The sequence below is a fragment of the Salinarimonas rosea DSM 21201 genome, assembly GCF_000429045.1.
Lineage (GTDB): Bacteria > Pseudomonadota > Alphaproteobacteria > Rhizobiales > Beijerinckiaceae > Salinarimonas > Salinarimonas rosea.
In genome coordinates this window covers 20,551-41,864 of the sequence record NZ_AUBC01000011.1, presented here as the reverse complement: position 1 = coordinate 41,864, position 21,314 = coordinate 20,551, and the positions used below count along the sequence as shown (strand labels likewise).

22 protein-coding genes are annotated in these 21,314 nt (G+C 73.0%); 7 read left to right on the top strand and 15 right to left on the bottom strand.

What is annotated here, in order from left to right; all coding sequences use genetic code 11:
- Window positions 1-2 precede the first annotated feature (2 nt).
- Window positions 3-434, top strand: coding sequence for a Na+/H+ antiporter subunit G (locus G407_RS0109140; RefSeq protein WP_425337489.1), 432 nt, complete (start codon window positions 3-5; stop codon window positions 432-434).
- A 299-nt stretch (window positions 435-733) separates the two neighbouring features.
- Here G407_RS0109140 and murB read toward each other — a convergent pair whose 3' ends face one another.
- From murB to G407_RS0109095, 9 genes are all read right to left on the bottom strand, one after another.
- Window positions 734-1,660 (bottom strand): UDP-N-acetylmuramate dehydrogenase, encoded by a 927-nt coding sequence (gene murB / locus G407_RS0109135; protein WP_029030561.1) that lies wholly within the window; start codon window positions 1,658-1,660, stop codon window positions 734-736.
- Window positions 1,657-3,072, bottom strand: coding sequence for a UDP-N-acetylmuramate--L-alanine ligase (murC, locus tag G407_RS0109130; protein ID WP_029030560.1), 1,416 nt, complete (start codon window positions 3,070-3,072; stop codon window positions 1,657-1,659). Before murC ends, murB begins: the two co-directional genes overlap by 4 nt.
- An 81-nt stretch (window positions 3,073-3,153) precedes the next feature.
- The gene (gene murG, locus G407_RS26720) at window positions 3,154-4,290 is read right to left on the bottom strand and encodes an undecaprenyldiphospho-muramoylpentapeptide beta-N-acetylglucosaminyltransferase (RefSeq protein WP_052341149.1); all 1,137 of its coding nucleotides are present in this window, start codon (window positions 4,288-4,290) and stop codon (window positions 3,154-3,156) included.
- Window positions 4,287-5,441, bottom strand: coding sequence for an FtsW/RodA/SpoVE family cell cycle protein (locus tag G407_RS0109120; RefSeq protein WP_029030559.1), 1,155 nt, complete (start codon window positions 5,439-5,441; stop codon window positions 4,287-4,289). Before G407_RS0109120 ends, murG begins: the two co-directional genes overlap by 4 nt.
- Before the next feature lie 98 nt (window positions 5,442-5,539).
- Window positions 5,540-6,319, bottom strand: coding sequence for an SDR family oxidoreductase (locus G407_RS0109115; RefSeq protein WP_029030558.1), 780 nt, complete (start codon window positions 6,317-6,319; stop codon window positions 5,540-5,542).
- 115 nt (window positions 6,320-6,434) lie between these two features.
- A complete protein-coding gene (locus G407_RS0109110) occupies window positions 6,435-7,667 on the bottom strand; it encodes a Fic family protein (protein ID WP_029030557.1) in 1,233 nt (410 codons plus the stop codon).
- A 127-nt stretch (window positions 7,668-7,794) separates the two neighbouring features.
- Window positions 7,795-8,865 (bottom strand): metal-dependent hydrolase, encoded by a 1,071-nt coding sequence (locus tag G407_RS30350; RefSeq protein WP_052341148.1) that lies wholly within the window; start codon window positions 8,863-8,865, stop codon window positions 7,795-7,797.
- 45 nt (window positions 8,866-8,910) lie between these two features.
- A complete protein-coding gene (locus G407_RS0109100) occupies window positions 8,911-10,062 on the bottom strand; it encodes a PQQ-dependent sugar dehydrogenase (RefSeq protein ID WP_084327417.1) in 1,152 nt (383 codons plus the stop codon).
- A 112-nt stretch (window positions 10,063-10,174) separates the two neighbouring features.
- Window positions 10,175-10,468, bottom strand: a complete 294-nt coding sequence (locus G407_RS0109095; protein WP_029030555.1) for a hypothetical protein — start codon at window positions 10,466-10,468, stop codon at window positions 10,175-10,177.
- A gap of 680 nt (window positions 10,469-11,148) precedes the next feature.
- On the opposite strand from G407_RS0109095, the gene G407_RS0109090 reads away from it, so the two are divergent.
- A complete protein-coding gene (locus tag G407_RS0109090; RefSeq protein WP_029030554.1) occupies window positions 11,149-12,351 on the top strand; it encodes a pyridoxal phosphate-dependent aminotransferase in 1,203 nt (400 codons plus the stop codon).
- Complete coding sequence (locus G407_RS26710; protein WP_052341147.1) at window positions 12,348-13,070, top strand: hypothetical protein; 723 nt, start codon at window positions 12,348-12,350, stop codon at window positions 13,068-13,070. Before G407_RS0109090 ends, G407_RS26710 begins: the two co-directional genes overlap by 4 nt.
- 7 nt (window positions 13,071-13,077) lie before the next feature.
- On the opposite strand, the gene G407_RS0109080 is transcribed toward G407_RS26710, so the two are convergent.
- A complete protein-coding gene (locus tag G407_RS0109080; RefSeq protein ID WP_029030553.1) occupies window positions 13,078-14,160 on the bottom strand; it encodes a quinone-dependent dihydroorotate dehydrogenase in 1,083 nt (360 codons plus the stop codon).
- The gene (locus tag G407_RS0109075; protein ID WP_029030552.1) at window positions 14,157-14,537 is read right to left on the bottom strand and encodes a DUF952 domain-containing protein; all 381 of its coding nucleotides are present in this window, start codon (window positions 14,535-14,537) and stop codon (window positions 14,157-14,159) included. The genes G407_RS0109080 and G407_RS0109075 overlap by 4 nt, the downstream gene beginning before the upstream one ends.
- Before the next feature lie 200 nt (window positions 14,538-14,737).
- Between G407_RS0109075 and G407_RS0109070 the strand changes: the two genes are divergently transcribed.
- Window positions 14,738-15,364, top strand: coding sequence for a S24 family peptidase (locus G407_RS0109070; RefSeq protein ID WP_029030551.1), 627 nt, complete (start codon window positions 14,738-14,740; stop codon window positions 15,362-15,364).
- A 43-nt stretch (window positions 15,365-15,407) separates the two neighbouring features.
- Here G407_RS0109070 and G407_RS32735 read toward each other — a convergent pair whose 3' ends face one another.
- On the bottom strand, window positions 15,408-17,183 hold the full coding sequence (locus G407_RS32735; protein WP_052341146.1) for a methyl-accepting chemotaxis protein: 1,776 nt from the start codon (window positions 17,181-17,183) through the stop codon (window positions 15,408-15,410).
- A 232-nt stretch (window positions 17,184-17,415) separates the two neighbouring features.
- Here G407_RS32735 and G407_RS0109060 point away from each other — a divergent pair, with 232 nt between their 5' ends.
- Entirely contained in the window at window positions 17,416-18,339 is a 924-nt protein-coding gene (locus G407_RS0109060; RefSeq protein WP_029030550.1) for a DMT family transporter, read from the top strand.
- Window positions 18,336-19,553 carry a multidrug effflux MFS transporter gene (locus tag G407_RS0109055; protein ID WP_029030549.1) on the top strand — a complete coding sequence of 406 codons (1,218 nt, stop codon included), beginning with the start codon at window positions 18,336-18,338 and terminating at the stop codon, window positions 19,551-19,553. Before G407_RS0109060 ends, G407_RS0109055 begins: the two co-directional genes overlap by 4 nt.
- 15 nt (window positions 19,554-19,568) lie before the next feature.
- Here the strand turns inward: G407_RS0109055 and G407_RS0109050 are convergent, their stop codons facing one another.
- Both G407_RS0109050 and G407_RS0109045 read right to left on the bottom strand, forming a co-directional pair.
- Window positions 19,569-19,775: a hypothetical protein gene (locus G407_RS0109050; RefSeq protein WP_029030548.1), complete on the bottom strand. Its 207-nt coding sequence runs from the start codon at window positions 19,773-19,775 to the stop codon at window positions 19,569-19,571.
- Between the two features lie 9 nt (window positions 19,776-19,784).
- Entirely contained in the window at window positions 19,785-20,033 is a 249-nt protein-coding gene (locus tag G407_RS0109045; protein WP_029030547.1) for a hypothetical protein, read from the bottom strand.
- Window positions 20,034-20,288: 255 nt separating this feature from the next.
- Between G407_RS0109045 and G407_RS0109040 the strand changes: the two genes are divergently transcribed.
- Window positions 20,289-20,486 (top strand): con-10 family general stress protein, encoded by a 198-nt coding sequence (locus G407_RS0109040; RefSeq protein WP_029030546.1) that lies wholly within the window; start codon window positions 20,289-20,291, stop codon window positions 20,484-20,486.
- A 129-nt stretch (window positions 20,487-20,615) separates the two neighbouring features.
- Here the strand turns inward: G407_RS0109040 and G407_RS0109030 are convergent, their stop codons facing one another.
- Window positions 20,616-21,152: a hypothetical protein gene (locus tag G407_RS0109030; protein ID WP_156917532.1), complete on the bottom strand. Its 537-nt coding sequence runs from the start codon at window positions 21,150-21,152 to the stop codon at window positions 20,616-20,618.
- Between the last annotated feature and the right edge of the window lie 162 nt (window positions 21,153-21,314).

Below are 21,314 nucleotides of genomic sequence, written 5' to 3'. Positions count from 1 at the left end.
GAATGATGGCATTCGCGATCGAGCTCCTGATTGCCGCGCTGCTCGTCATCGGCGCCTTCTTCCTGCTCGTGGGCTCGATCGGGCTCGCCAAGCTGCCGGACATGATGCGTCGCCTGCACGGGCCGACCAAGGCGACGACGCTCGGCATCGGCGCGATCCTCATCGCGTCCATGATCAACGCCTGGACCGTGCGCGGCTTCCTGTCGCTGCACGAGCTCCTGATCACGATCTTCCTGTTCCTGGCGGCCCCGATCACGGCCTACATGATCGCCAAGGCCCACATCCTCCACGACCGCCCCACCGAGGAGGCGCTGCCGCCGACGGGCACCGGGGCGCCCTGGATGACGCTGTCGGCGCCGGAGGGCGAATCGATCCGGGATCCGAATCGCGAGAGCGATCGCGACGGGGACGGCACGACCTCGCAGCGGGCCTGATCGAGCGGGCGCCAGCGCCTCACCAGCGCTGCGCGCCAGCTCTCTCTCCGCATCCGGTCCGCGATAGCGCCACTGATCCATGACCAGCTGCTCGGCGACGTCGTAGTCGTCCGCGGCAGATTGGGTGTCGTCCTCGTCCACTTCGAACGGAGCCGCCGGAACCACGTCCTCGAACCCCGCCAGGTAGCGTACGGTGCCGATCCGTCTCGTCGGCCGGCCGACGACACGGACCGACTCTCCATCGGAATCGAACGTCAGGTTCGGGAACTACGATTGCGTGCGCCCTGCGCCCGCGCAACTCACCCCACTCCCACCCGCCGGATCTCCCACCGCAGCTCCACCCCCGAGGTTTCGCGCACACGGCGGCGGACCTCCTCGCCGAGCGCCTCGATGTCGGCGGCGGTGGCGCCGCCGTGGTTGACCAGGAAGTTGCAGTGCAGCTCCGAGACCTGGGCCGCGCCGCGGGAGAGCCCGCGGCAGCCGGCGGCGTCGATCAGCTCCCAGGCCTTGGGCACGCCGCCCGGACCGCCGGGATTGGCGAAGGTGGAGCCGCCGGTGCGGGTGCTCACCGGCTGCGTCGCCGCACGCCTGTCGCTGATCTCGGTCATGGTCGCGAGGATCGCCTCCGGGTCGCCGGGGCGGCCCTCGAAGCTCGCCTGCGTGAAGATCACGCCGTCGGCGACGCCGCAATGGCGGTACGAGAAGCCCATCTCGGCGTTGGAGAACGACACCGGCCGACCCGTCCGGTCGAGCCCGCGCGCCGAGACCAGCACGTCCTTCACCTCGCCGCCGTAGGCGCCGGCATTCATCGCGAGCGCCCCGCCGATCGCGCCGGGGATGCCGCGCAGGAAGGCGAGGCCGTCGATCCCCGCCTCGGCGGCCGCACGCGCGACCTTCACGTCGGCCGCGCCCGCGCCGGCGCTCACGCGCAGGCCGTCCACCTCGATGCCGGAGAAGCCCTTGCCGAGCCGCACCAGGACGCCCGGCAGGCCGCCGTCGCGCACGAGCAGGTTCGAGCCGAGCCCGACCACCGTCACCGGGATCTCCTCCGGCAGGGCCGCGAGCAGGTGCGCGAGGTCCGACTCGTCGGCGGGCGTGAACAGGACCTGGGCCGGGCCGCCGGCGCGAAACCAGGTCAGCGGCGCCGTCGGCGCGTTGGCGACGAGCGCACCGCGAAGCTCCGGCGCCGCCGTGCGGATATCGCCGGTGATGTCGGGAAAGCTCACGCGACCCTCTCGCCGCGGGCGGCGAGCGCGGCCGGCAGCGCGTTCGCCCATTGCGTGATCGTGCCGGCACCCAGGCACACGACGAAGTCGTCGGGCCCGGCGATCTCGGCGACGATGCGCGGCAGGTCCTCGGGACCGTCCAGCGCGATCGCCCGGCGGTGGCCGCGGGCCTTGAGGCCGGAGACCAGCCCGTCGCGGTCCGCCCCCTCGATCGGCGTCTCGCCGGCCGCGTAGACCGGCGCCACGATCACCGCGTCCGCATCGTTGAAGCAGGTGCAGAAGGCGTCGAACAGCGCGTGCAGCCGGGTGTAGCGGTGGGGCTGCACCACGGCGATCACCTTGCCGGTGGTCGAGGCGCGCGCCGCCTGGAGCACCGCGGCGATCTCAACCGGATGGTGGCCGTAATCGTCGAAGATCGTGGCGCCGTTCCAGGTGCCCACCCGCGTGAAGCGCCGCTTCACCCCGCCGAAGCGGGCGAGCGCCGCGCGGATCGTATCGCCCGGCACGCCGAGCTCGTGCGCGACGGCGAGGGCCGCGGTGGCGTTGAGCGCGTTGTGCAGCCCCGGCATCGGCATGACGACGTCGTCGATGACGCAGGCCGAGCCGGTCTTGCGGTCGCGGATCAGCACGTTGAAACGCCCCTGCCCGCCCGACAGGTCGAGGTCGAGCAGCCGCACGTCGGCCTGCGGGTTCTGCCCGTAGGTGACGATGCGCCGGTCCTCGATGCGCCCGACGAGGTCCTGCACCACCGGATGATCGGTGCACATCACGGCGAAGCCGTAGAAGGGGATGTTCTCGATGAAGGAGCGGAAGGCGGCCTTGATCGCATCGAAGCTGCCGAAATGGTCGAGGTGCTCCGGATCGATGTTGGTGACGACGGCGTAGTCCGCCGGCAGCTTCAGGAAGGTGCCGTCCGATTCGTCCGCCTCGACCACCATCCAGTCGCCGTTGCCCATGCGGGCGTTGGTGCCGTAGGCGTTGATGATGCCGCCGTTGATCACGGTGGGATCGAAGCCGCCGCCGTCGAGCAGCGTGGCGACGAGCGAGGTCGTCGTCGTCTTGCCGTGGGTCCCGGCAACCGCGACGCAGGTCTTGAGCCGCATCAGCTCGGCCAGCATCTCGGCGCGGCGCACGACGGGCAGCCGCGCCTCGCGGGCCGCCTTGAGCTCGGGATTGTCGCGCCGGATCGCGGTCGAGACCACCACCACCTCGGCCTCGCCGAGGTGGCGGGCGTCGTGGCCGACATGCACGGTGACGCCCTTCTCGCGCAGGCGCTGCACGTTGGCGTTCTCGCCCGCGTCGGAGCCCTGCACGGTGTAGCCGAGATTCGCCATCACCTCGGCGATGCCGGACATGCCGATGCCGCCGATGCCGATGAAATGGATGGGGCCGAGCTTCGGAGGCAGCTTCATGGGGAGGCTCTCGCTGGGAGTTCTTCGCGGGGGCTTGACGCCCTGGGGCGTGTCTCGGGCTCACGTGCGCGGATCCGAGGCTCAGGCGCTCGCCTTGGGGGCATAGCGTGCCGGATCGATGCCCGCCAGCCCCAGGATCGCGGCGGCGAGGCGCTCGGCGGCATCGGTGCGCCCGGCGCCCTTGGCCGCGAGCGCGGCCTGGGTGAGGCGCTCGGGGTTGTCGAAGCGGGCGACGAGCTCCGCGGCGAGCCGCTCGGGGGTGAAGTCGGTTTGCGGCAGCATGAGGGCGGCGCCGATGTCGGCGAGGGTGCGGGCGTTCGCAGCCTGGTCCTGGTCGAGCGCGCCGGGAAGCGGCACCAGGATCGACGGCCGCCCGATCGCCGCGAGCTCGGCGACGGTGGAGGCGCCGGAGCGGGCGATCACGAGATGCGCGTCCGCGATGCGCTGCGGCAGGTCCGCGAAGAACGGCCGGACCTCCGCGTGGGCGTCGAGCGCACGGTAGGTCGAGACGACGCGCGGGAGGTCCTCCTCGCGCGCCTGCTGGGTGATCACGAGCCGCGCGAGGTATTCCGGCGGCAGCTTCGCCACCGCCTCCGGCACGACGTCGGACATCACCTTCGCGCCCTGGCTGCCGCCGAAGACGAGGACGCGCAGCTTCGCGCCCTTGTGCGCCGGCGGGTAGAGCGTGCGCGCCGCCTCGATCACCGTCTGGCGAACGGGATTGCCGGTGTGGACGATCTGCGCGCGGACACCGCGCGGAAGGCCGCGCACGTCCGGGAAGCCGGTGGCGATCATCGAGACGCGCCGCGCCAGGAAGCGGTTCGCGCGCCCGACCACGCCGTTCTGCTCGTGGATCGCCCGCGGCACGCCCAGCGTCCAGGCGGCGACGAGGGGCGGCACGGTCGGATACCCGCCGAAGCCGACGACGACCGCCGGGCCGAGCCGCTTGATCAGCGCGCGCGAGGCGACGACGCCGCGCCAGAGCTGGCCGACGGCATCGATCGTCCCGCGCAGGGAGCGCCGCGAGGGCGTCGCCGACGGCACCGAGACCACGCGCTCGGCCGGGAACTTCTCCGCCAGCGCGCCGACGCGCTCGTCGGTGACGAGGACGACCCGCAGGCCCAGCCGGCGCAGCACGTGGGCGAGCGCCTCGGCCGGGAACAGGTGCCCGCCCGTGCCGCCCGCCGATATCAGGATCAGCGGCGCGCGCCCGCTCATGCGGGGCGCTCCACCAGCCGGCCGCCGTAGGCCTCGTCGCGCGCGGCGCCGCCCGCGGGGCGGCGGCGGGTGAGCGCGATCAGGAAGCCGGTGGCGAGCGCGAGCGACAGGAGCGAGGAGCCGCCGTAGGAGATGAACGGCAGGGTCATGCCTTTGGCCGGGACGAGATGCAGGTTTACCATCATGTTGATGGACGCCTGCAGCCCGAACATCAAGACCAGTCCCGCCACCGCCATCCGGCAGAATGCGTCCTGGGAGCGGTGCGCCAGGAGGAGCCCGCGCAGCACGATGAAGGCGTAGACCGACACGATCGCGAGGCAGACCACGATGCCGAACTCCTCGGCGGTGACCGCGAAGATGAAGTCCGTGTGCGCGTCCGGCAGGATGCGCTTGACCGTCCCCTCCCCCGGCCCGCGGCCGAACCATCCGCCCGAGGCGAAGGACTGCAGCGCCGTCTCGACCTGGAAGCTCTCCGACGCGTCGCCCGACAGGAACCGCTCGATTCGGGCGCGCACGTGCGGCAGGAGCTCGTAGGCGGCGAAGATGCCGAGCGCGCCGGCGCCGCCGAGGCCGATCACCCAGATCCAGTGCAGCCCCGCGATGAAGAACAGGCCGGCCCAGACGACGGTGACGAGCATGGTCTGCCCGAAGTCCGGCTGGAGGATCAGCGGCACGATCGTCAGCGGCAGGAGCAGGATGGCGAACGCCGTGCCCGGCATGTCCGAGCGCGTCTTCTCGGAGAAGGCCCAGGCGGCGAGGATCACGAAGGCGGGCTTGAGGAACTCGGAGGGCTGCAGGCCGAACGGCCCGAGATAGATCCAGCGGTAGGCGCCCTTGATCTCGGGGCCGAACTCGAGCGCCGCGAGGACGAGCGCGAGCGAGCCCACGTAGACCGCGAGCGCCACCCTGCGCACGAGCCGCGGTGTCAGGAACGACACCGCGAGCATCAGGAGCACCGCAGGGGCGAGGAACACCGCCTGCCGGTTGACGAAGTGGAACGTGTCGAGTCCGAGCCGCTGCGCCACCGGCGGCCCGCCGGCCATCAGCAGCACGACGCCCGACGTCATCAGGACGCCGAGCGCCGCGACGAGCGCCTTGTCGATCGTCCACCACCAGTCGCCGACGAGCGACCGTTCCGCGCGCGAGACCATGGTCGTGAGGCTCCCCGGGTCGAATGCTGCGCCCACCACCGCCAGAGTGTGGTGAACGCCCGGTTAAGGGAGCCTTATCGATGCGCGTCGTTCCCCGCTCAGACCGAGCGGATCGCTCCGCCGTCGACCCGCATCAGCGAGCCCGTCACGTAGGCGGCGGGGACGGAGGCGAGGAAGGCGACGACGGCGCCGAACTCGGACACGTCGCCGTAGCGGGCCGCGGGGATGGTCGCGAGCGCGGCGGCCTCGACCTCCTCGGGCGTCTTGCCGAGGCGCTTGGCGTTGGCCGCGTCGAGCTCCGCGGTGCGGTCGGTGCGGATGCGGCCCGGCAGCACGACGTTGACGGTGACGCCGTCCTTGGCGACCTCGGAGGCGAGCGTCTTCGACCAGCCGACGATCGCCGAGCGCAGCGTGTTCGACATCGCCAGGTTCGGGATCGGCTGGATCACGCCCGAGGAGGCGATCGTCAGGACGCGCCCGAAACCGCGCTGGCGCATGCCCGGCAGGCAGAGCGAGGCGAGCCGGAACACGGGCTTGACCATGCTCTCGAAATACGGCGTCCAGTCCGCGTCGGCGACGTCCACCGCCATGCGCGCCGGCGGGCCGCCGGTGTTGGCGACGAGGATGTCGATGCCGCCCATGGCGCGCTCGGCCTGCGCGAAGATCTCGTCCGTCTGCGTCGTCAGGTCGGCGGCGAAGGCGTGGGCGGTGCCGCCGGCCGCCTCGATCGCCTGCTTCGTCGCCTCGAGCTTGTCGCCGCTGCGTGCGGTCATGAAAACCTCGACGCCTTCCCGCGCCAGCGCCTCGGCGCAGGCGCGGCCGAGGCCGCGGCTCGAGGAGAGGACGAGGGCGCGCTTGCCTTTGAGGCCGAGATCCATGGGGTGTCCTTTCGGGTCGTGCGTGTCGTGACCCCGCATAGCACCGCGGCGCGCCCGGGTGGAAGCGCCACGCCCGCGAAGGTGGGTTGCGGGCCGTGTCGCAGCCGCCTCGGGCTCAGCGCCGACGGCCGATCACGGGCGGCGGGGGCGCCTCGACGGCGCCGTCGGCGAACAGGCCCGGGAACAGGCGATCCCTGTAGTCGAGCGGGAAGGCGATCCGCACGGGTCCCTTGGGCGTCGCAGACTTGAGGAAGCCCTGCGCAACCAGGGCCGAGACGGTGGTGCGCGCCGTCCGCTCGGGGGTCTTGAGGACGATGTGCACCTTTCCGCGCTCCAGCTCCCCGAAACGGAGCACCGCGGAGGCGAGGTCCTCCGCACGCTCGTCGAAGCCGAGATCGCGCAGGAGCCGCCGGTAGCGCTCCTCCAGCGTGTCGAGCCTGAACGCCGCACCCGTGAAGCGGATCTGGTCGAGCATCACCGCGAGGAACCACTCGCAGAAGTCCTTCAGCGCCGCCTCGGAGAGGTTGCCGCGCCCGTCGAGATCGCCGCGACGGGGGCTGTCGGCATGGTCCATCATGCGCTTGTATTCGTCGCGGTCGACGAGGCCTCGGGCGAGGCCGCGCGAGACCGACCACAGACCCGCCCCGCCGACTCCGGCGCGCAGGCCCATCGCGTGCGCCATCAGCCGGCTCACGCGCCCGTTGCCGTCGACGAAGGGGTGGATGTAGTTCAGCCGATGATGAGCGGCCGCGATGGCGATGATGCGCATGCTCGGCCACCGCTCCGCCGCCGCGAACCGGCGCTCGAAATGCGCCATGAAATCCGCGACCCGGCTGGACGATGGAGGCATGTGGCGGCCGACCTCGACATCCTCCTGAGCCTCGGAGCGGAACCGGCCCGGCACGATCGAGAGAACGCGCCCGCCGGGGCCTCGCGTGCTGCGGAACTCGTCCGGCATCTCCTGGTAGAAGCGTCGGTGGATCCAGGCGATCGTCGCGATCGAGGTCGGCGACCCGAGGGTGCCGGCGGCATGCGCCGCGTCGATCTCGCGATGGACGACGACATGCGCCCGCGCCTCCAAGGCGAGGGGACGACGCTCCGGGTCGAGCTCCGCTCCGGCCAGGGCGCGCTCGATGTCCTTCGGGCGGGTGTCGTGCCCCTCGATCAGGTTCGAGTAGTAGCAGTTCATCACCCGCACGAACTCGGCCAGCTCGGCGGCCGCATCCGGATGCAGGCCGCGCCCGAGCGTCGTAGCCTCGCTCTGGATCTCGCTCGCGAGATCCGCCAGCACCCGCGGGACGGACTCCTCGAAGAAGCAGGGCTCGATCCGGGCGGGCGTCTCGATCATTTCCTGCCGATCTCGCTATCGATCCAAGTCTAAGTGTATGAACGTTTTTTCGCCGCGGCAAGGCCGGTTCTGCCGATCTTGCCCGCCGATCTTCGCGCGGGCGCGTCGCCGCCCTCCGCCCCCCGCCTCAGAACAGCGTGGTCTCGCCGCCGAAGCTCGCGCGCAGGAGGTCGTCGAGGTCGGCGAGGTCGGCCGCGCGCGGGACCATGTAGCGCTCGGCCGCGCCCGCGACGATCGCGCCGTCGCGGATCGGCCATTCGACGCCCCACATCCCGCCGAGCGTCCCGTTCGGGAAGCCGTAGCGCGCGTCGCCGAGGCGCAGGTACTCCCCGCCGTCCCGAGACACGATGTGCGGGTGGAGCGTGCCGGTGGCGAAGCGGCGGTAGCGCCGACCCTGCTCGGTGGCGAGCGCCTGCTCGGCCAGCACCTCGGCGCGCGGGTCCTTGGGCAGCGCGGACCAGCGGATCGGCCGGTCCGGGGCGAAGACCGAGACGAAGCCGACGTGGCGCGTCTCCTCCTCCACCGTGGTCACGCGCCTCAGCCAGGGGGTGAGGAAGGTGGTCGTCACCCGCACCTCGGCCGGCGCACGCGCCCCGAGCGCCGCGTCCTCGAGCGCGATCGCCTCCGCGCGCTCGTTCGCCCACAGGCCGAGCCCGGCATAGAGCGTCGTCGCGACGAGCGCGGCGACCGTCCCGCGCTTCGCGCCCCGGCTGCGCCAGCCGAGGACGGCGGCGAGGGCGAGCGCGATCAGCAGCGGCAGCGTGTAGACCGGATCGATGATCGGCAGCGCCGGCAGGGCGAAGCGCAGGTCGGAGAAGGGGGCGAGGAGCTGCGTGCCGTAGATCGTCGCCGTGTCGAGCAGCGGGTGCGTGACCAGCGCGCCGACCCACACGGCGATCCAGGCCGCGGTCAGGCCTTCCGTCGGCCGGGCCTTCGCCGCGCGGCGCCGGGCGTGGAGCTTCGCGCTCGCCCAGCCGAGCGCCGTGCCCACCACCGGCCCGAAGAACAGGGAATGGGTGACGCCCCGGTGCAGCTCCCAGTAGGCGATGGAATCCCGGCCCCAGCCGGACCACATCACGTCGAGGTCCGGGATCAGGCCGCCGAGCGCCCCGCCGAGGGCGGCGAGGCCGCCGAGCCGACGGCCGGCGGCGGCGTGCCCGACGGCGGCGCCGAGCGCGATCTGCGAGACGGGATCCATGCGTGGGGGTGCTCCGGGGGAGAGGACGGTCGCGTCGCGCGGTATCTATCGGCCGGCCTCGGCCGGAGCCAGCCGCAGCAGCGCGCCACGGTCGTCGTCGACGAGGAGCCAGAGCGCGCCGTCGGGCCCGGTGGTCACCGCACGGATGCGGCGTCCGAGCGGGATGATCTCCTCGGACACGATGCGCCCGCCCTCGACGTCGAGCCGTGCCAGCGCCTGGCCCGAGAGCGCGCCGACGACGAGGTCGCCGCGCCAGGCGGGGATCAGGTCGCCGTCGTAGAAGTCCATGCCCGAGGGCGAGAACGAGGGGACCCAGCCCCACAAGGGCGGCTCGAGGCCCGTGTCCGTCATGTGGTCGGGGATCGGGATGCCGCTGTACTGGCTCCCGTCCGACACGAGCGGCCAGCCGAAGTTGGCGCCCGGCTCCGGCGCGTTGATCTCGTCGCCACCACGCGGGCCCATCTCGGCGGTGAACAGCCGCCCGGTGCCGGGCTCGAGCGCGGCGCCCTGCGGGTTGCGGTGGCCGAAGGACCAGATCTCCGGGCGCGCGTCGGCGCGGCCAAGGAACGGGTTCTGCGCGAACGGCGCCCCGTCGCGGGTCAGGCGCACGACCTTGCCGTGGTGCTGCCTGAGATCCTGCGCGCTCTCGTCGGCCCCTCGATCACCGAGCGTGACGAAGAGGCTCGCGCCGTCGGGCGCCACGACCACGCGCGAGCCGAAATGGCGGCCGCCCGAGAGCGCGGGCTCGGCGCGGAACAGGATGGCGACGTCCTCCAGTGCGGTGAGGCTCTCGTCGAGCCGCCCTCGGGCGAGGGAGGTCGCAGCCCCGCCGCCCCGGGCCTCGGCGAAGGTCAGGTAGACCTCCCGGCTCGCGGCGAAATCGGGCGCGAGCGTCACGTCGAGGAGGCCGCCCTGGCCGACATCGGCGACCGCCGGCACGCCCGCGAGCGGCGGCGAGACCGCCCCGTCGGCGCGCACGTGGCGAAGCCGTCCCGGCCGTTCGGTGACGAGGAAGCCGCCGCCGGGCAGGGCCGCGATCCCCCAGGGATGCACGAGGCCCTGCGCCACCGTGTCGAGCCGCATCGGCCCCGCCGACGTCTCGACACGCTCCTGCGCCGCGGCGGGCGCGGCGAGGAGGGCGCACAGCGTCAGCGCCGCGGCGGCGGTGCGCGTCGAGACGGCGGCGGGAACGGGCATGGGAGGACCTCGTCGGGCGGCGTGGCGTCTGTCGACGAGATCTATGGCGCGCGCGGCCCCGCGCAATCGGGCGGGCGCGATCACGAGGGCGCGAGCGGCGCCTCGCGCGAGGTCAATAAGCGGATTCGCTCGCGCGCAGGCTGAGCCCGAAGAGGCCGCCGAGATCCTGCGAGAGGGTGCTCACGTGCGCGGCGCCGAGGACGGCGAGCGTCGCGGCGATGATGACGAGGGCGAGAACCACGGTCGAGCGCGCGTCCCCACGGATCTTCATCGAGGTGATGAGCCGCGCCGCACGGAACCCCGGCCAGACCGGAACGGTCCGCCGCAACTGCCCCTCGGCGTCCTGCGCCTCCCCGTGGGGCGCGTCGCCGGTCATGACCTGCTCGTCACGCCTGATCGTCGCCATGACGTCCCTCGTATTCGGCCGTTCCGACCCGACACCCGGCCGCCCGGAATTCCGGATCGGCACCGACGCCACCGACTGTGGCCCTTATTGTCGAGCTAGGCCGCGCCGCCCGCAAGCGCTTCGCGCGCGGTCGCAAGTGGAGCCTGATCCTGCGCGACAGAATCGTCTCAGGTGTACTACGTAGATTTGCCGCGTACTTGCCGAGAACCTATTCACATTCGCGGTCGGTATAATCGATTTAGGTGCAGACCGATTTCGTTAGGTCACTTTTTTGTATTTCGCCGATTACGACCAATTATATAGCCTGGGACGAAAAATCGCGGTTCGGATCTGCCGACTTGGGCAGGACGAGGACAACGGTGCGCCCGCGTTCGCCCCTCGCGCGCCCTCGCGGCTCGGTCGGGCCGATCCATAAGGGGTTTTCCTTACCCACCGTGATACCGGCTGCGACTAGCGACATTTCGTCGCATAGAAGCCGATTCGACGTTCCGTGCGGCCCTCGAGGCTGGACGGCGGGGTCCGGATCGGGCAGCCGGCGCGAATCACCGGCACGCGTACGGGCGCCCGGCGCGGCGTGCGCCCGTGGTCCGCCCGTCCTCTTGCCTGTGCGCAGACGCGGCTCTACCGTCCGCGCCGCCGTCCGGCTCACGTTCCCGACCACACTCCAGGAGTCTCCCGCCATGGGCTTTCTGTCCGACGCCCTCTCGCGCATCAAGCCGTCGGCGACGATCGTCGTCACGCAGAAGGCACGCGACCTGCGCGCGTCGGGGCGCGACGTGATCAGCCTGTCCGTGGGCGAGCCGGACTTCGACACGCCCGAGAACATCAAGGAGGCGGCGATCGCGGCGATCCGGCGCGGGGAGACCAAGTACCCGCCGGTCTCCGGCATCCCCGCGCTGCGCGAGGCGATCGCGCGGAAGTTCGCCCGCGAGAACGGGCTCTCCTACGAGCCCCGACAGACGATCGTCGGCACCGGCGGCAAGCAGGTGATCTACAACGCGTTCCTCGCCACCCTGAACCCGGGCGACGAGGTGATCGTGCCGCGGCCCTACTGGGTCTCCTATCCCGAGATGGTGGCGCTGTGCGGCGGCACGCCGGTCTTCGTCGACACCACGCTCGAGCGCGCCTTCAAGCTCCAGCCGGAGGATCTCGAGGCGGCGATCGGGCCCAAGACGAAGTGGGTGCTGCTGAACTCGCCCTCGAACCCCTCCGGCGCCGCCTATTCCCGCGCCGAGATGAAGGCGCTGACCGACGTCCTGATGCGCCACCAGCACGTCTGGGTGCTCACAGACGACATGTACGAGCACCTCGTCTACGGCGACTTCACCTTCGTCACCCCGGCCCAGGTCGAGCCCGGCCTGTACGAGCGCACGCTGACGATGAACGGCGTCTCCAAGGCCTATGCCATGACCGGCTGGCGCATCGGCTACGCGGCGGGTCCCGAGCACCTGATCAAGGCCATGGACTTCGTCCAGGGCCAGCAGACCTCCGGCGCCTCGACGATCTCGCAATGGGCGGCGGTGGAGGCGCTCGACGGGCCGCAGGACCACCTCGCGACCTTCCGCGCCGCCTTCGAGACGCGCCGCGACCTCGTCGTCTCCATGCTCAACCAGACGAGCCTGCTCGAGTGCCCGGTCCCGGAAGGCGCGTTCTACGTCTACCCGTCCTGCCGCAAGGCGATCGGGCTCACGGCACCGTCGGGCAAGGTGATCGAGACGGACGAGGACTTCGTCACCGAGCTGCTCGAGGCGGAGGGCGTCGCGGCGGTGCACGGCTCGGCCTTCGGGCTCGGCCCGAACTTCCGGATCTCCTACGCCACCTCGAACGCGCTGCTCGAGGACGCCTGCGGGCGCATCCAGCGCTTCTGCAACAGCCTCGCATGACCGCGACGGCGGCGGAGACCCGCGCCCGGCTCGCCGGTCCCGTCGCCGCGCGGGACGGCGGGGCGCGCGCGGTGCTCGCGCTCCTGCCGCTCGCCGTGGCGACGCTGGCCGCGCTCGCGGCGGGGCTCGCGGGCGTGCACGCGCGCGGGCTGATCGGCACGCCGCTCGAGCCCTTCGCCTTCGGCTACTTCGTCGAGCGCTTCCCGCTCGCGCCGTTCCTCGTGGTCTACGCCGCCGCCCGCGTCGTGCTGCTGGCGGTGATCCCGCCCGGGCCGAGCCGTTTCCTCCGGCTCCCCCCCCTGCCGGTCGCGCTGGCGCTCGTGCTCGCGGCGTCGCTGTGGCCGACCTTCGGCGGGCTCGTGATCCGTGCGGCGTATTTCACCGGCGGCATGGCGTTCCTGCAGGGCACGCCGCTCCCGATCGCCTATCCCGTCGGCGCGCTCGTCTCGGCGGGCGTCTTCGCCGCCGCGTTGGGACTCGCCGCCTGGATCGCCCGCGCGCGGGCGACGCTCGGCCTGCGCGCTGCGCTGGGCGGCCTCACGCGGCTCGTCGCGCTCTGGTTCGCCGCCCTCGTCGTCGCGGCGCCGACCGCGCTCGGCCTGCCCGTAGGCGACTGGCCGACCTGGCCGCTGACGGCGCCGCAGAGCCTCGCGGCGACGGCGCTCGTCGCGCTCGCACTCCTCCCGCACGCGGCCATCGTCTGGCGCAGCGGACGCTGATCCCGCCTCAGCGCGCGAGCTCCGCCGCACGCCGCCCGACGACCGGCGCGAGGCTCGTCAGCCCCTCGGCGGAGAGGCGGTCGAGGAGGCCGCGCTTGATGTCGGGGACGAGGCCGGGTCCCTCGTAGATCAGCCCCGTGTAGAGCTGCACGAGGCTGGCGCCGGCCTCGATCTTGGTCCAGGCGGCGGCCGCCGAATCGACGCCGCCGACGCCGATCAGCGGGACGGCCTCGCCGACGCGCAGCCGCACCTGCGCGAGCACGCGCGTCGAGAGCGCGAACAGCGGGCGCCCCGAGAGGCCGCCGGCCTCGCCGGCGAGCCGCGTCTGGGCGAGGCCCTCGGGCCGCGCGATCGTCGTGTTGGAGACGACGAGCCCGTCGATGCCGCGCGCGAGCGCCGTCGCGGTGATGGCGTCGAGCGCCGCCTCGGCGAGATCCGGCGCGATCTTCAGGAGGAGCCGCGTGCGCGACCCGCGGACCTCGTCGGCCCGGTCGCGGGCCTCGACGGCGCGGGCGAGCAGCGTGTCGAGGAAGGCCTCGCCCTGGAGGTCGCGCAGCCCCGCGGTGTTGGGCGAGGAGACGTTGATCGTGAGGAAGGCGGCGAGCCCGGCCAGCCCCGCGACGAGCGTCGCGTAGTCCGCGATCCGGTCGGCGCTCTCCTTGTTGGCGCCGAGGTTGACGCCGACGATGCCGGGACGGCCGCGGCGGCGCTCCAGCCGCACGCGGCAGCGGGCGAGGCCGTCGGAATTGAGCCCGAAGCGGTTGATCACCGCCCCGTCCCCGGGAAGCCGGAACACCCGCGGGCGCGGGTTGCCCGGCTGCGGGCGGGGCGTCACGCCGCCGAGCTCGACGAAGCCGAAGCCCAGCCCGAGCAGCCGGTCGGGCACCTCGCACTGCTTGTCGTAGCCCGCCGCGAGGCCGACGGGGTTGGGAAAGGTGAGGCCGAACGCCTCGACCGAGAGCCGCGGGTCGTCCGGCGCGGGGCGCAGCGGCGGGGCGGCGGCGAGGCTGCGGATCGTCAGCGCGTGCGCCGCCTCGGGGTCGAGCCGATGCAGGAGGGGCCGCAGGACGGGAAAGGCGCCCCGGATCATGCGGGCGCGTCCGGCACGAGGCCCGCGACATCGGGCACGCCGTCGGGGCCGATCGGCACGGGCGCGACGGAGCGGACCGCATCGAGCGGCAGCGGACCGTAGAGATGCGGGAAGAGGTCGCCGCCCCGCGAGGGCTCGAAGACCAGCGCCGGGCCCAGCGCCGCCGCGTCCACAGCGACCAGCAGGAGGTCGTCCTGCCCGGCGAAGTGCCGCCGCGCCGTCTCGCGTACCTGCGCCGCCGTGGAGAAATGGATGAAGCCGTCGGCGCGATCGACGGGCGCGCCGGCGAAGACGCCCGCCGCGCGGGCCTCCTCCCAGAGCGCGCGCGGCGCGATCTTGTAGACGAGCTCGGCTCCGGGCGGGGGGGCGGACGTCATGGGCGGTCTCCGGGCGTGCCTCCAGGCGCGCGGCGCCGGTCTACGCCGGGCCGGCGCGCGCGGCAAGCCGACGTGCGCCGGCGCGCATCCGGCCTCGGCGGACGACCGAGCATGGAACCGCTCTCGACCCGGGAGTTTGTCCAGTGACCCCGGGTGATTTCCTAGGTTGGGTTTGCGGTCACACGTGTGAGGGAGTGCCCATGCTGACGCATGGCCAGATCTGGACGGCGATCGATCGGCTCGCGGAGCGTTACGGCCTGACCGCCTCGGGCCTGGCGCGGCGTGCCGGGCTCGACGCGACGAGCTTCAACCGGTCCAAGCGCGTGAGCCCCGACGGGCGCGAGCGCTGGCCCTCGACCGAATCGATCGCCAAGGTGCTGAACGCCACCGGCGCGAGCCTCGACGAGCTCGTCGCCCTGATCGAGCCGGGGAACGCCGCGCGCGGCGCCACCGTCCCGCTCGTCGGCTGGAGGGACGCCGGCGCACCGCCGCATTTCGCGTCGGACGGCATGCCGTCGGGCGCGCACTGGAGCGAGATCGAGTTCCCGGATGTCGGCGCCGAGCGCGTCTTCGCCGTCGAGGTGGCGGGCAGCGCACACGCGCCGGTCTACCGTGACGGCGACGTGCTGATCGTCTCGCCGACGGCGGGCGTGCGCAAGGGCGACCGGGTGCTGGTGCGCGATGCGAGCGGCACCGTCAGCGCCCGCGAGCTGGTGCGGCGTACGGTGCGGACGCTCGAGCTGAAAGGGCTGTGCGACGACAGCGACTGGAGCCTGCCGATCGCGCAGGCGGAGTACGTCGCGCGGATCATTTGGTGCAAGCAATAGAGTGCAGCCGATGCATCTATCGCCCGCGCCGTGAATGTCGGCTTCAGAGCTTGTAGGCCGTGCGGAAGCCGCCCCAGTGCCGGCCGGCGACTCGGATCGGCGCATCGACCTCGCGCATCATCACGAGCTTGCCGCCGCCCATGTCCCGCGAATAGGCCTGGATCAGGAACGGCCGCGTCGAGCGCGCGGCGGCGATGCCGGCGCGGTCGTCGAAGATGCGGCGGTCGCGGCAATTGGCGGCGTTCCAGACCGGGTCGTCCGGCCGCTGCGGCTGCGAATAGAGCTTGTTGTGGACCGGAATGTAGCCGTTCCGGTCGATCGCGAGGCAGAAGGCCATGCGCGGGTCGCTCGCGAGCAGCGGCTCCATGATCCCGGGCAGGATCTGCGACAGGATCGGCCGCGCGGCCGTCTCCCATTGCTGCGGGTTCGTTCCGGGGATCGGACGGTAGTCCACGTCGAACAGCGCCTCGCGGGTGAGCCGGCCCGATGCGAGCGCCTCCTCCATCGCCGCGACGGCTCGGCCGGCGGCGTTCTGGGCGCGCTCGATGAGCGGGCGGTACTCCTGCTCGATGGCGCCGATGGCTGCCGCGATGCGCTCGCGAACCGCCGCCTCCGGCTTCTCGAAGGCGCAGTGCACGCCCATGGCGCTCACCCCGGCGACCCGGGCGGGGACGGCGCCGATGCCCTCGATGTCGAGGGAGACCCGCGCGTCCTGCGAGAGCCCGTGACGGGCGGGCGCGGCGACGAGGGCGCCGCCGAGCGACAGGTCGACCGTCTTCGTCACCGCGTCGAGGCCGGCGCCGGAGAGCCGGGCGCGGCGCTCGACGGGGAAGCGGTCGTGGGCACGGCGCTCGCCGATCTCGCTCTGGCGCACCACCGCGACGAAGCGGCGCGCGAGGCCCTTGGCGCCGTCCTCCGCGCGCGCGGAATCGGCGCGCGCCGCCTCGGCGCGCACGGCAGCCTCGGCCGCGGCGGTCTCGATGCCGCGCGCCCGCTCGCCGACCTCACCGACCCGGGCGGAGGCCTCGCCCGCGCGGGCGGCGGCCTCCTCGATGGCGCGATTCTGCTCGCCGACGGTCTCCCGCACGGTGCGGAACACGGGCTGCACCGCCTCGATCGCCTGCGCGACGCGCTCGACCGCCTCGATCGAGGCCTCGGCGCTGTCGCGCAGGGCGTCGATGCGCGTGCGGATGTCGCCCGCGGCAGTGCCGGTCTCGACCGAGAGCGACTTCACCTCGGCGGCGACGACGGCGAACCCCCGGCCGGCCTTGCCGGCGCGGGCCGCCTCGATCGTGGCGTTGAGCGCGAGCAGGTTCGTCTGGCGCGCCACCGCGGAGATCGTGTCGACGATCGAGACGATCTCGCGGGTCGCCTGCGAGAGCGCGCCGATCAGCGCGTTCGCCTCGCGGGCGAAGCCGACGGCGTCGCCGATGCGCCCGTCGGCGTCGCCCACCGCGCCGTCGATCGCCGCCACTGTGCCGGCCAGGCGCTCGGTGACGGCGGCGAGCGCGCGGGTCTCCTCGCCGGCGGCGTCGCTCGCGCCGGCGAATCCGTGCATCTCCTCGCCGATGCGCGCGAGGCCTGCCTTCGCGGCGCTGGCGGCGGCGCTCGCGGCCTCGATCGCCGTGCCGACGCCGTCGATGGCGCGCAGGACGTCGGCCTCGAGCACATCGACGATCTCGCCGTCGAGCCCTGTCGCGTCGCTGCGCGAGCCTCTCTCGGCGCCGGCGGGGGTCCGGTTCGCGGCGAGCTCGCCGGGGGCATCCTCGTCGCGGCGGGTCGCGGCCGCCGGGGGCGCGGCCTTGAGGAATCCGAGCACGGGTCACCTCGTTCCTGTGGGTCGGCGCAGGATGGAGGCATAATCTTAACGCATAGCTAACCGGTGCCCAGATCATAGCCGGAGGCACGGCTATTGCCACGCCTCGCCGTGACGGGACGCCAAGCCCGGAACGGCGCCATTCCGGGCTGCGCGAGGGTCGACGGGCGTGCGGGAAGCCTCTAGTTCGATGCGTCGGGTGCGCGTCGCACCCTCCCGCCACGGACCCCGTCCCTTGCTCGCCTCGGCCACATCAGCGGAGAACCGCGCCGGCATCCTCGCGATGCTCGTCGGCATGGGCCTGTTCGTCGTCAACGACGCGATGATGAAGCTCGCCTCCGCCCATTTCCCGACGGGGCAGATGCTGCTGGTCCGCGGGCTCTTCGCCACGGCGGCGGTGCTCGCGATCGCCGTGGCGCTCGGCGAGGCGCGCAAGCTCGGCACGCTCGCGCAGCCCTTCGTCGCGGCCCGGGCGCTCATCGAGGCCGTGATCTCCTTCCTCTTCATCACGGCACTCGCCCGCGCCCCGCTCGCCGACCTCACCGCGATCCTCCAGGCGACGCCGATCATCGTCACGCTGCTGCTCGTGGTCCTCGGGCTCGAGCGGGTCGGCTGGCGGCGCTGGATCGCGATCCTCGTCGGCTTCGCCGGCGTGCTGCTGATCGTGCGCCCCGGCACCGTCGCCTTCGACGTGAACGCGATGCTCGCGCTCGCCGCCGCCGTGCTCGTCGCCGTACGCGACCTGATCACGCGCCTGATCCACGCCGACACGCCCTCGATCGTCGTCGTGCTGGGCACGACGGTGACGGTGGGCGTCGTCGGGCCGCTGATCGGCGGCGCGCTGGGCGAGACGTGGCAGCCCGTCCTGCGCGCGGAAACGCTGATCCTGGTCGTCGCGGCCGTGCTCTACGGCGCGGGCAACATGGCCGTGGTGATGGCCTTCCGGAAGGCGGACGTCTCCGCCGTCTCGCCCTTCCGCTACGCCTCGGTCGTGTTCGCGCTCGTCATCGGGTTCACCGTCTTCGACGAGTTCCCGGACGCCGTCGCGCTCGCGGGCTTCGCCCTCGTCGTGGGAGCGGGCCTCTACGCCTGGCACCGCGAGCGCATCCGCCGGCGCGCCGCGCTGGCCGGGATCGCGCCCGGGGAGGACGCCCCATGACGCCCGCCCGGCGCCCGCCGCTCGCCATCCTCGTGGCGATCTCGGCCCTCCAGCCCTTCGCGCTCAACGTGCTCGCCCCCGCGACGCCGGGCCTCTCGCGGGCGCTCGCCGTCGACTACGCCACGGTCCAGCTGACGCTGACGATCTACCTCGTCGCAGTCGCGGCGACGCAGCTCTTCGTCGGCCCGATCTCGGACCGGATCGGGCGGCGCCCCTGCATCCTCGCCGGCGCCGCGCTGTTCCTCGTCGGCTCGATCATGGGCGCGGCGGCGACGGGCATCGAGACCCTCGTCCTGGCGCGCGCCATCCAGGCGGCGGGCGGCGGCACCTGCTTCGCGCTCGCCCGCGCGGTGGTGCGCGACACCGCCTCGAAGGACGAGAGCGCGAGCCTGATCGGCTACATCACCATGGCGATGGTGGTCTCGCCGATGGTCGCGCCGCTCTTCGGGGGCTTCCTCGACGAGCGCTTCGGCTGGCGGGCGATCTTCGTCGCGACCGCGATCCTCGCGGCCGGCGTCGGCGTCGCCACCGTGCTGCTGCTCGGCGAGACGGCGCCGCGCAACGCCTCCTCCTCGATCGTCACGACGCTGCGCGGCTTCCCGCGGCTCCTCGCGGACCGGCTGTTCCTGGCCTACACCTTCGCGCTCGCCTTCACCTCCGCGGCCTTCTTCGGCTTCATCGCCGGCGCGCCCTACATCGTCGTGGAGACCATGGGCCGCTCGGCGGACGTCTACGGCGCCTACTTCATCCTCAGCGCCGGCGGCTACATGGCGGGCAACTTCCTCACCGGGCGCTTCGGCCGGCGGATCGGCACGGACCGGATGATCCTCGTCGGGACGGGCTGCTCCGTCGCCTCGACCGCGCTCGCGCTGGCCTTCGCCCTCGCCGGGCCGCCGCTCGGCCTGCCCTGGACGCCGGCCGCCCTGTTCCTGCCGCTCACCCTCAACGCCATGGCGAACGGGCTCTCCATCCCCAGCGCAACCGCCGCCGCGCTCTCGGTGCGCCCGGATCTCGCGGGGACGGCGGCGGGGCTCGCGGGGTCGGCGCAGCTCGGCACGGGCGCCCTCGCGGCGCTCGTCGTCGGCGACCTCGTCACGCGCTGGCCGCCGGCGCTCGTCGTGGTGATGCTCGGCGCGACAATGGTGGGATTCGCCGCGGCCGTGGCGGCACGGCGGATCGAAGCCGCGCGGGCGCGCGCCGTGGCGACGACCTGAACCGCGAGAAGAGCCTCAACCGCGCTTCAGGCCGGCCTTGCCGCGGGCGTTGATCATCGGCTTGAGCTGGTTCGAGTCCTGCGGGTCGACGTCGTCGGGAAACTGCTCGGCGGCGAGCCCCTCGCGGGGCGAGGTCGCCTGCCGGTCCTCCCGCGCGCGCTCCGGCCCGGGCGACTTCGCCTTGGCCGGATCGACGGACTTGACCATGTCCTTGTTGGTCATCGCTCGCTCCTAGCGGTAGCAGACGTCGCGGCCGTAGAGCGGGTCGAACTCGCACACGACCTCCGCGCGCGGGGCCGGTGCGGCACCGGCCGCCGAGGCGCCGCCGACGACGGCGCCCGTCGTCGCCTCGGGGCCGTAGGGCGAGCAGGCCGCGAGCGTCCCTGCGACGAGTCCCGCCGCCGCCAGCGGCGCGAGGCGGCGCGCGACCGCGCGGGGCTGCGCGGGCAACTGGATGAGAGCCGTCGATCCGAACGTCATCAAGGCGAGCTCCTGCGAAGATCCGGGCATCGTGCGTAAAGCCGGGGCATGCGCGCGACGCGAGCGCGCTCGGGGGAGCTTCGGAAACGTGCCCCTCGGCCACTCGGTTCCGCCCCTCGCCGTGCCGCAGCCCGATCCGCCCGTCGGAACGGCCTCGGACGGGCGCGCGCACCTAGCGCGCGCGCCGGCGATGGGAACCCCCGGCGAGCCTGTCGGTTGAGAAGCCGTCCAAGCAAGAGGCCCGAGGAGGCGAACATGGCGGTTGGCAAGTCTGCGTCGAAGCGCGGCTTCGCGTCGATGAGCCCGGAGAAGCAGAGAGAGATCGCGAGCAAGGGCGGCCAGAGCGTGCCGGCCTCCAAGCGGTCCTTCTCGCAGAACCGGGAACTCGCGTCGGAAGCGGGGCGGAAGGGGGGCCAGTCCTCCACGGTCCAGCGGCCCGCCGAGCCGGCGTGACGCCGGACTCGACGCGAACGAGGAAGGGCCGCCGCGAGGCGGCCCGTTCTTCCGCGACGGCTTGCTTTCCACTGCTCGTGTGAACGGGTACCGGGCCCCGGCGGATCGCCGCGGGCCCTCTTCGTGCTCTCACGACCGCGCGGCGCTGCGGTGCCCGCCGCCCGCCTCGTCGCCGGACGTCGGCACGGGTCGCACGTCGAGGAGCGGCGCCCAGTCGCGGCTCTCGATCCGCAGCCCGGCCGCCTCCAGCCGAAGGCCCATGTCGCGCGCGAGCGACGAGACCGTCCTGTCGAGCGCGACCGAGAGGCGTCGCGCGCACAGGCTCGCGAGCGCCGTCTCGCCGGCCTTGCTCGCGGCGACGAGGCCGAGCACGGCGCACTCGTCCGCGCTCGCGCGCCGGGTACCGACGGCGTTCATCTCCCATCCCGGATGCGGCGTGGGATCGTCGGTGCGTTGGTTGCGCAGCGCGAAGCCGAGCAGGAGCGCGTCCGAGACGACGGCGCGGGCGGTCTGCCCATCCGTCGCGGCGGTGAGCCGGTATTCCAGCGCGTCGATGGCGGCCACGTCGTAGGACGCCTCGAAGTCTCCCAGCGACCGGAAGATGTCGACGAGAAGCGTCGTCTTCGGGCTCAGGAGAACGGCGATCGTGCTCGTTTCGGTCGTCATGGCGAACGCCCCGTCGGCGGCGGCCGTCGAAACGGCCTCGTAGCGAGTGCGGTGCGCGGCGACCCTTCTCCGGCGGACGTGCACACGCGCGGGTTCGCGGGGCGAACGTGGCCCGCAGCCGCGGGGTTCCTACGGCTCCCCGATGCGGCCGAGAAGGGGCGG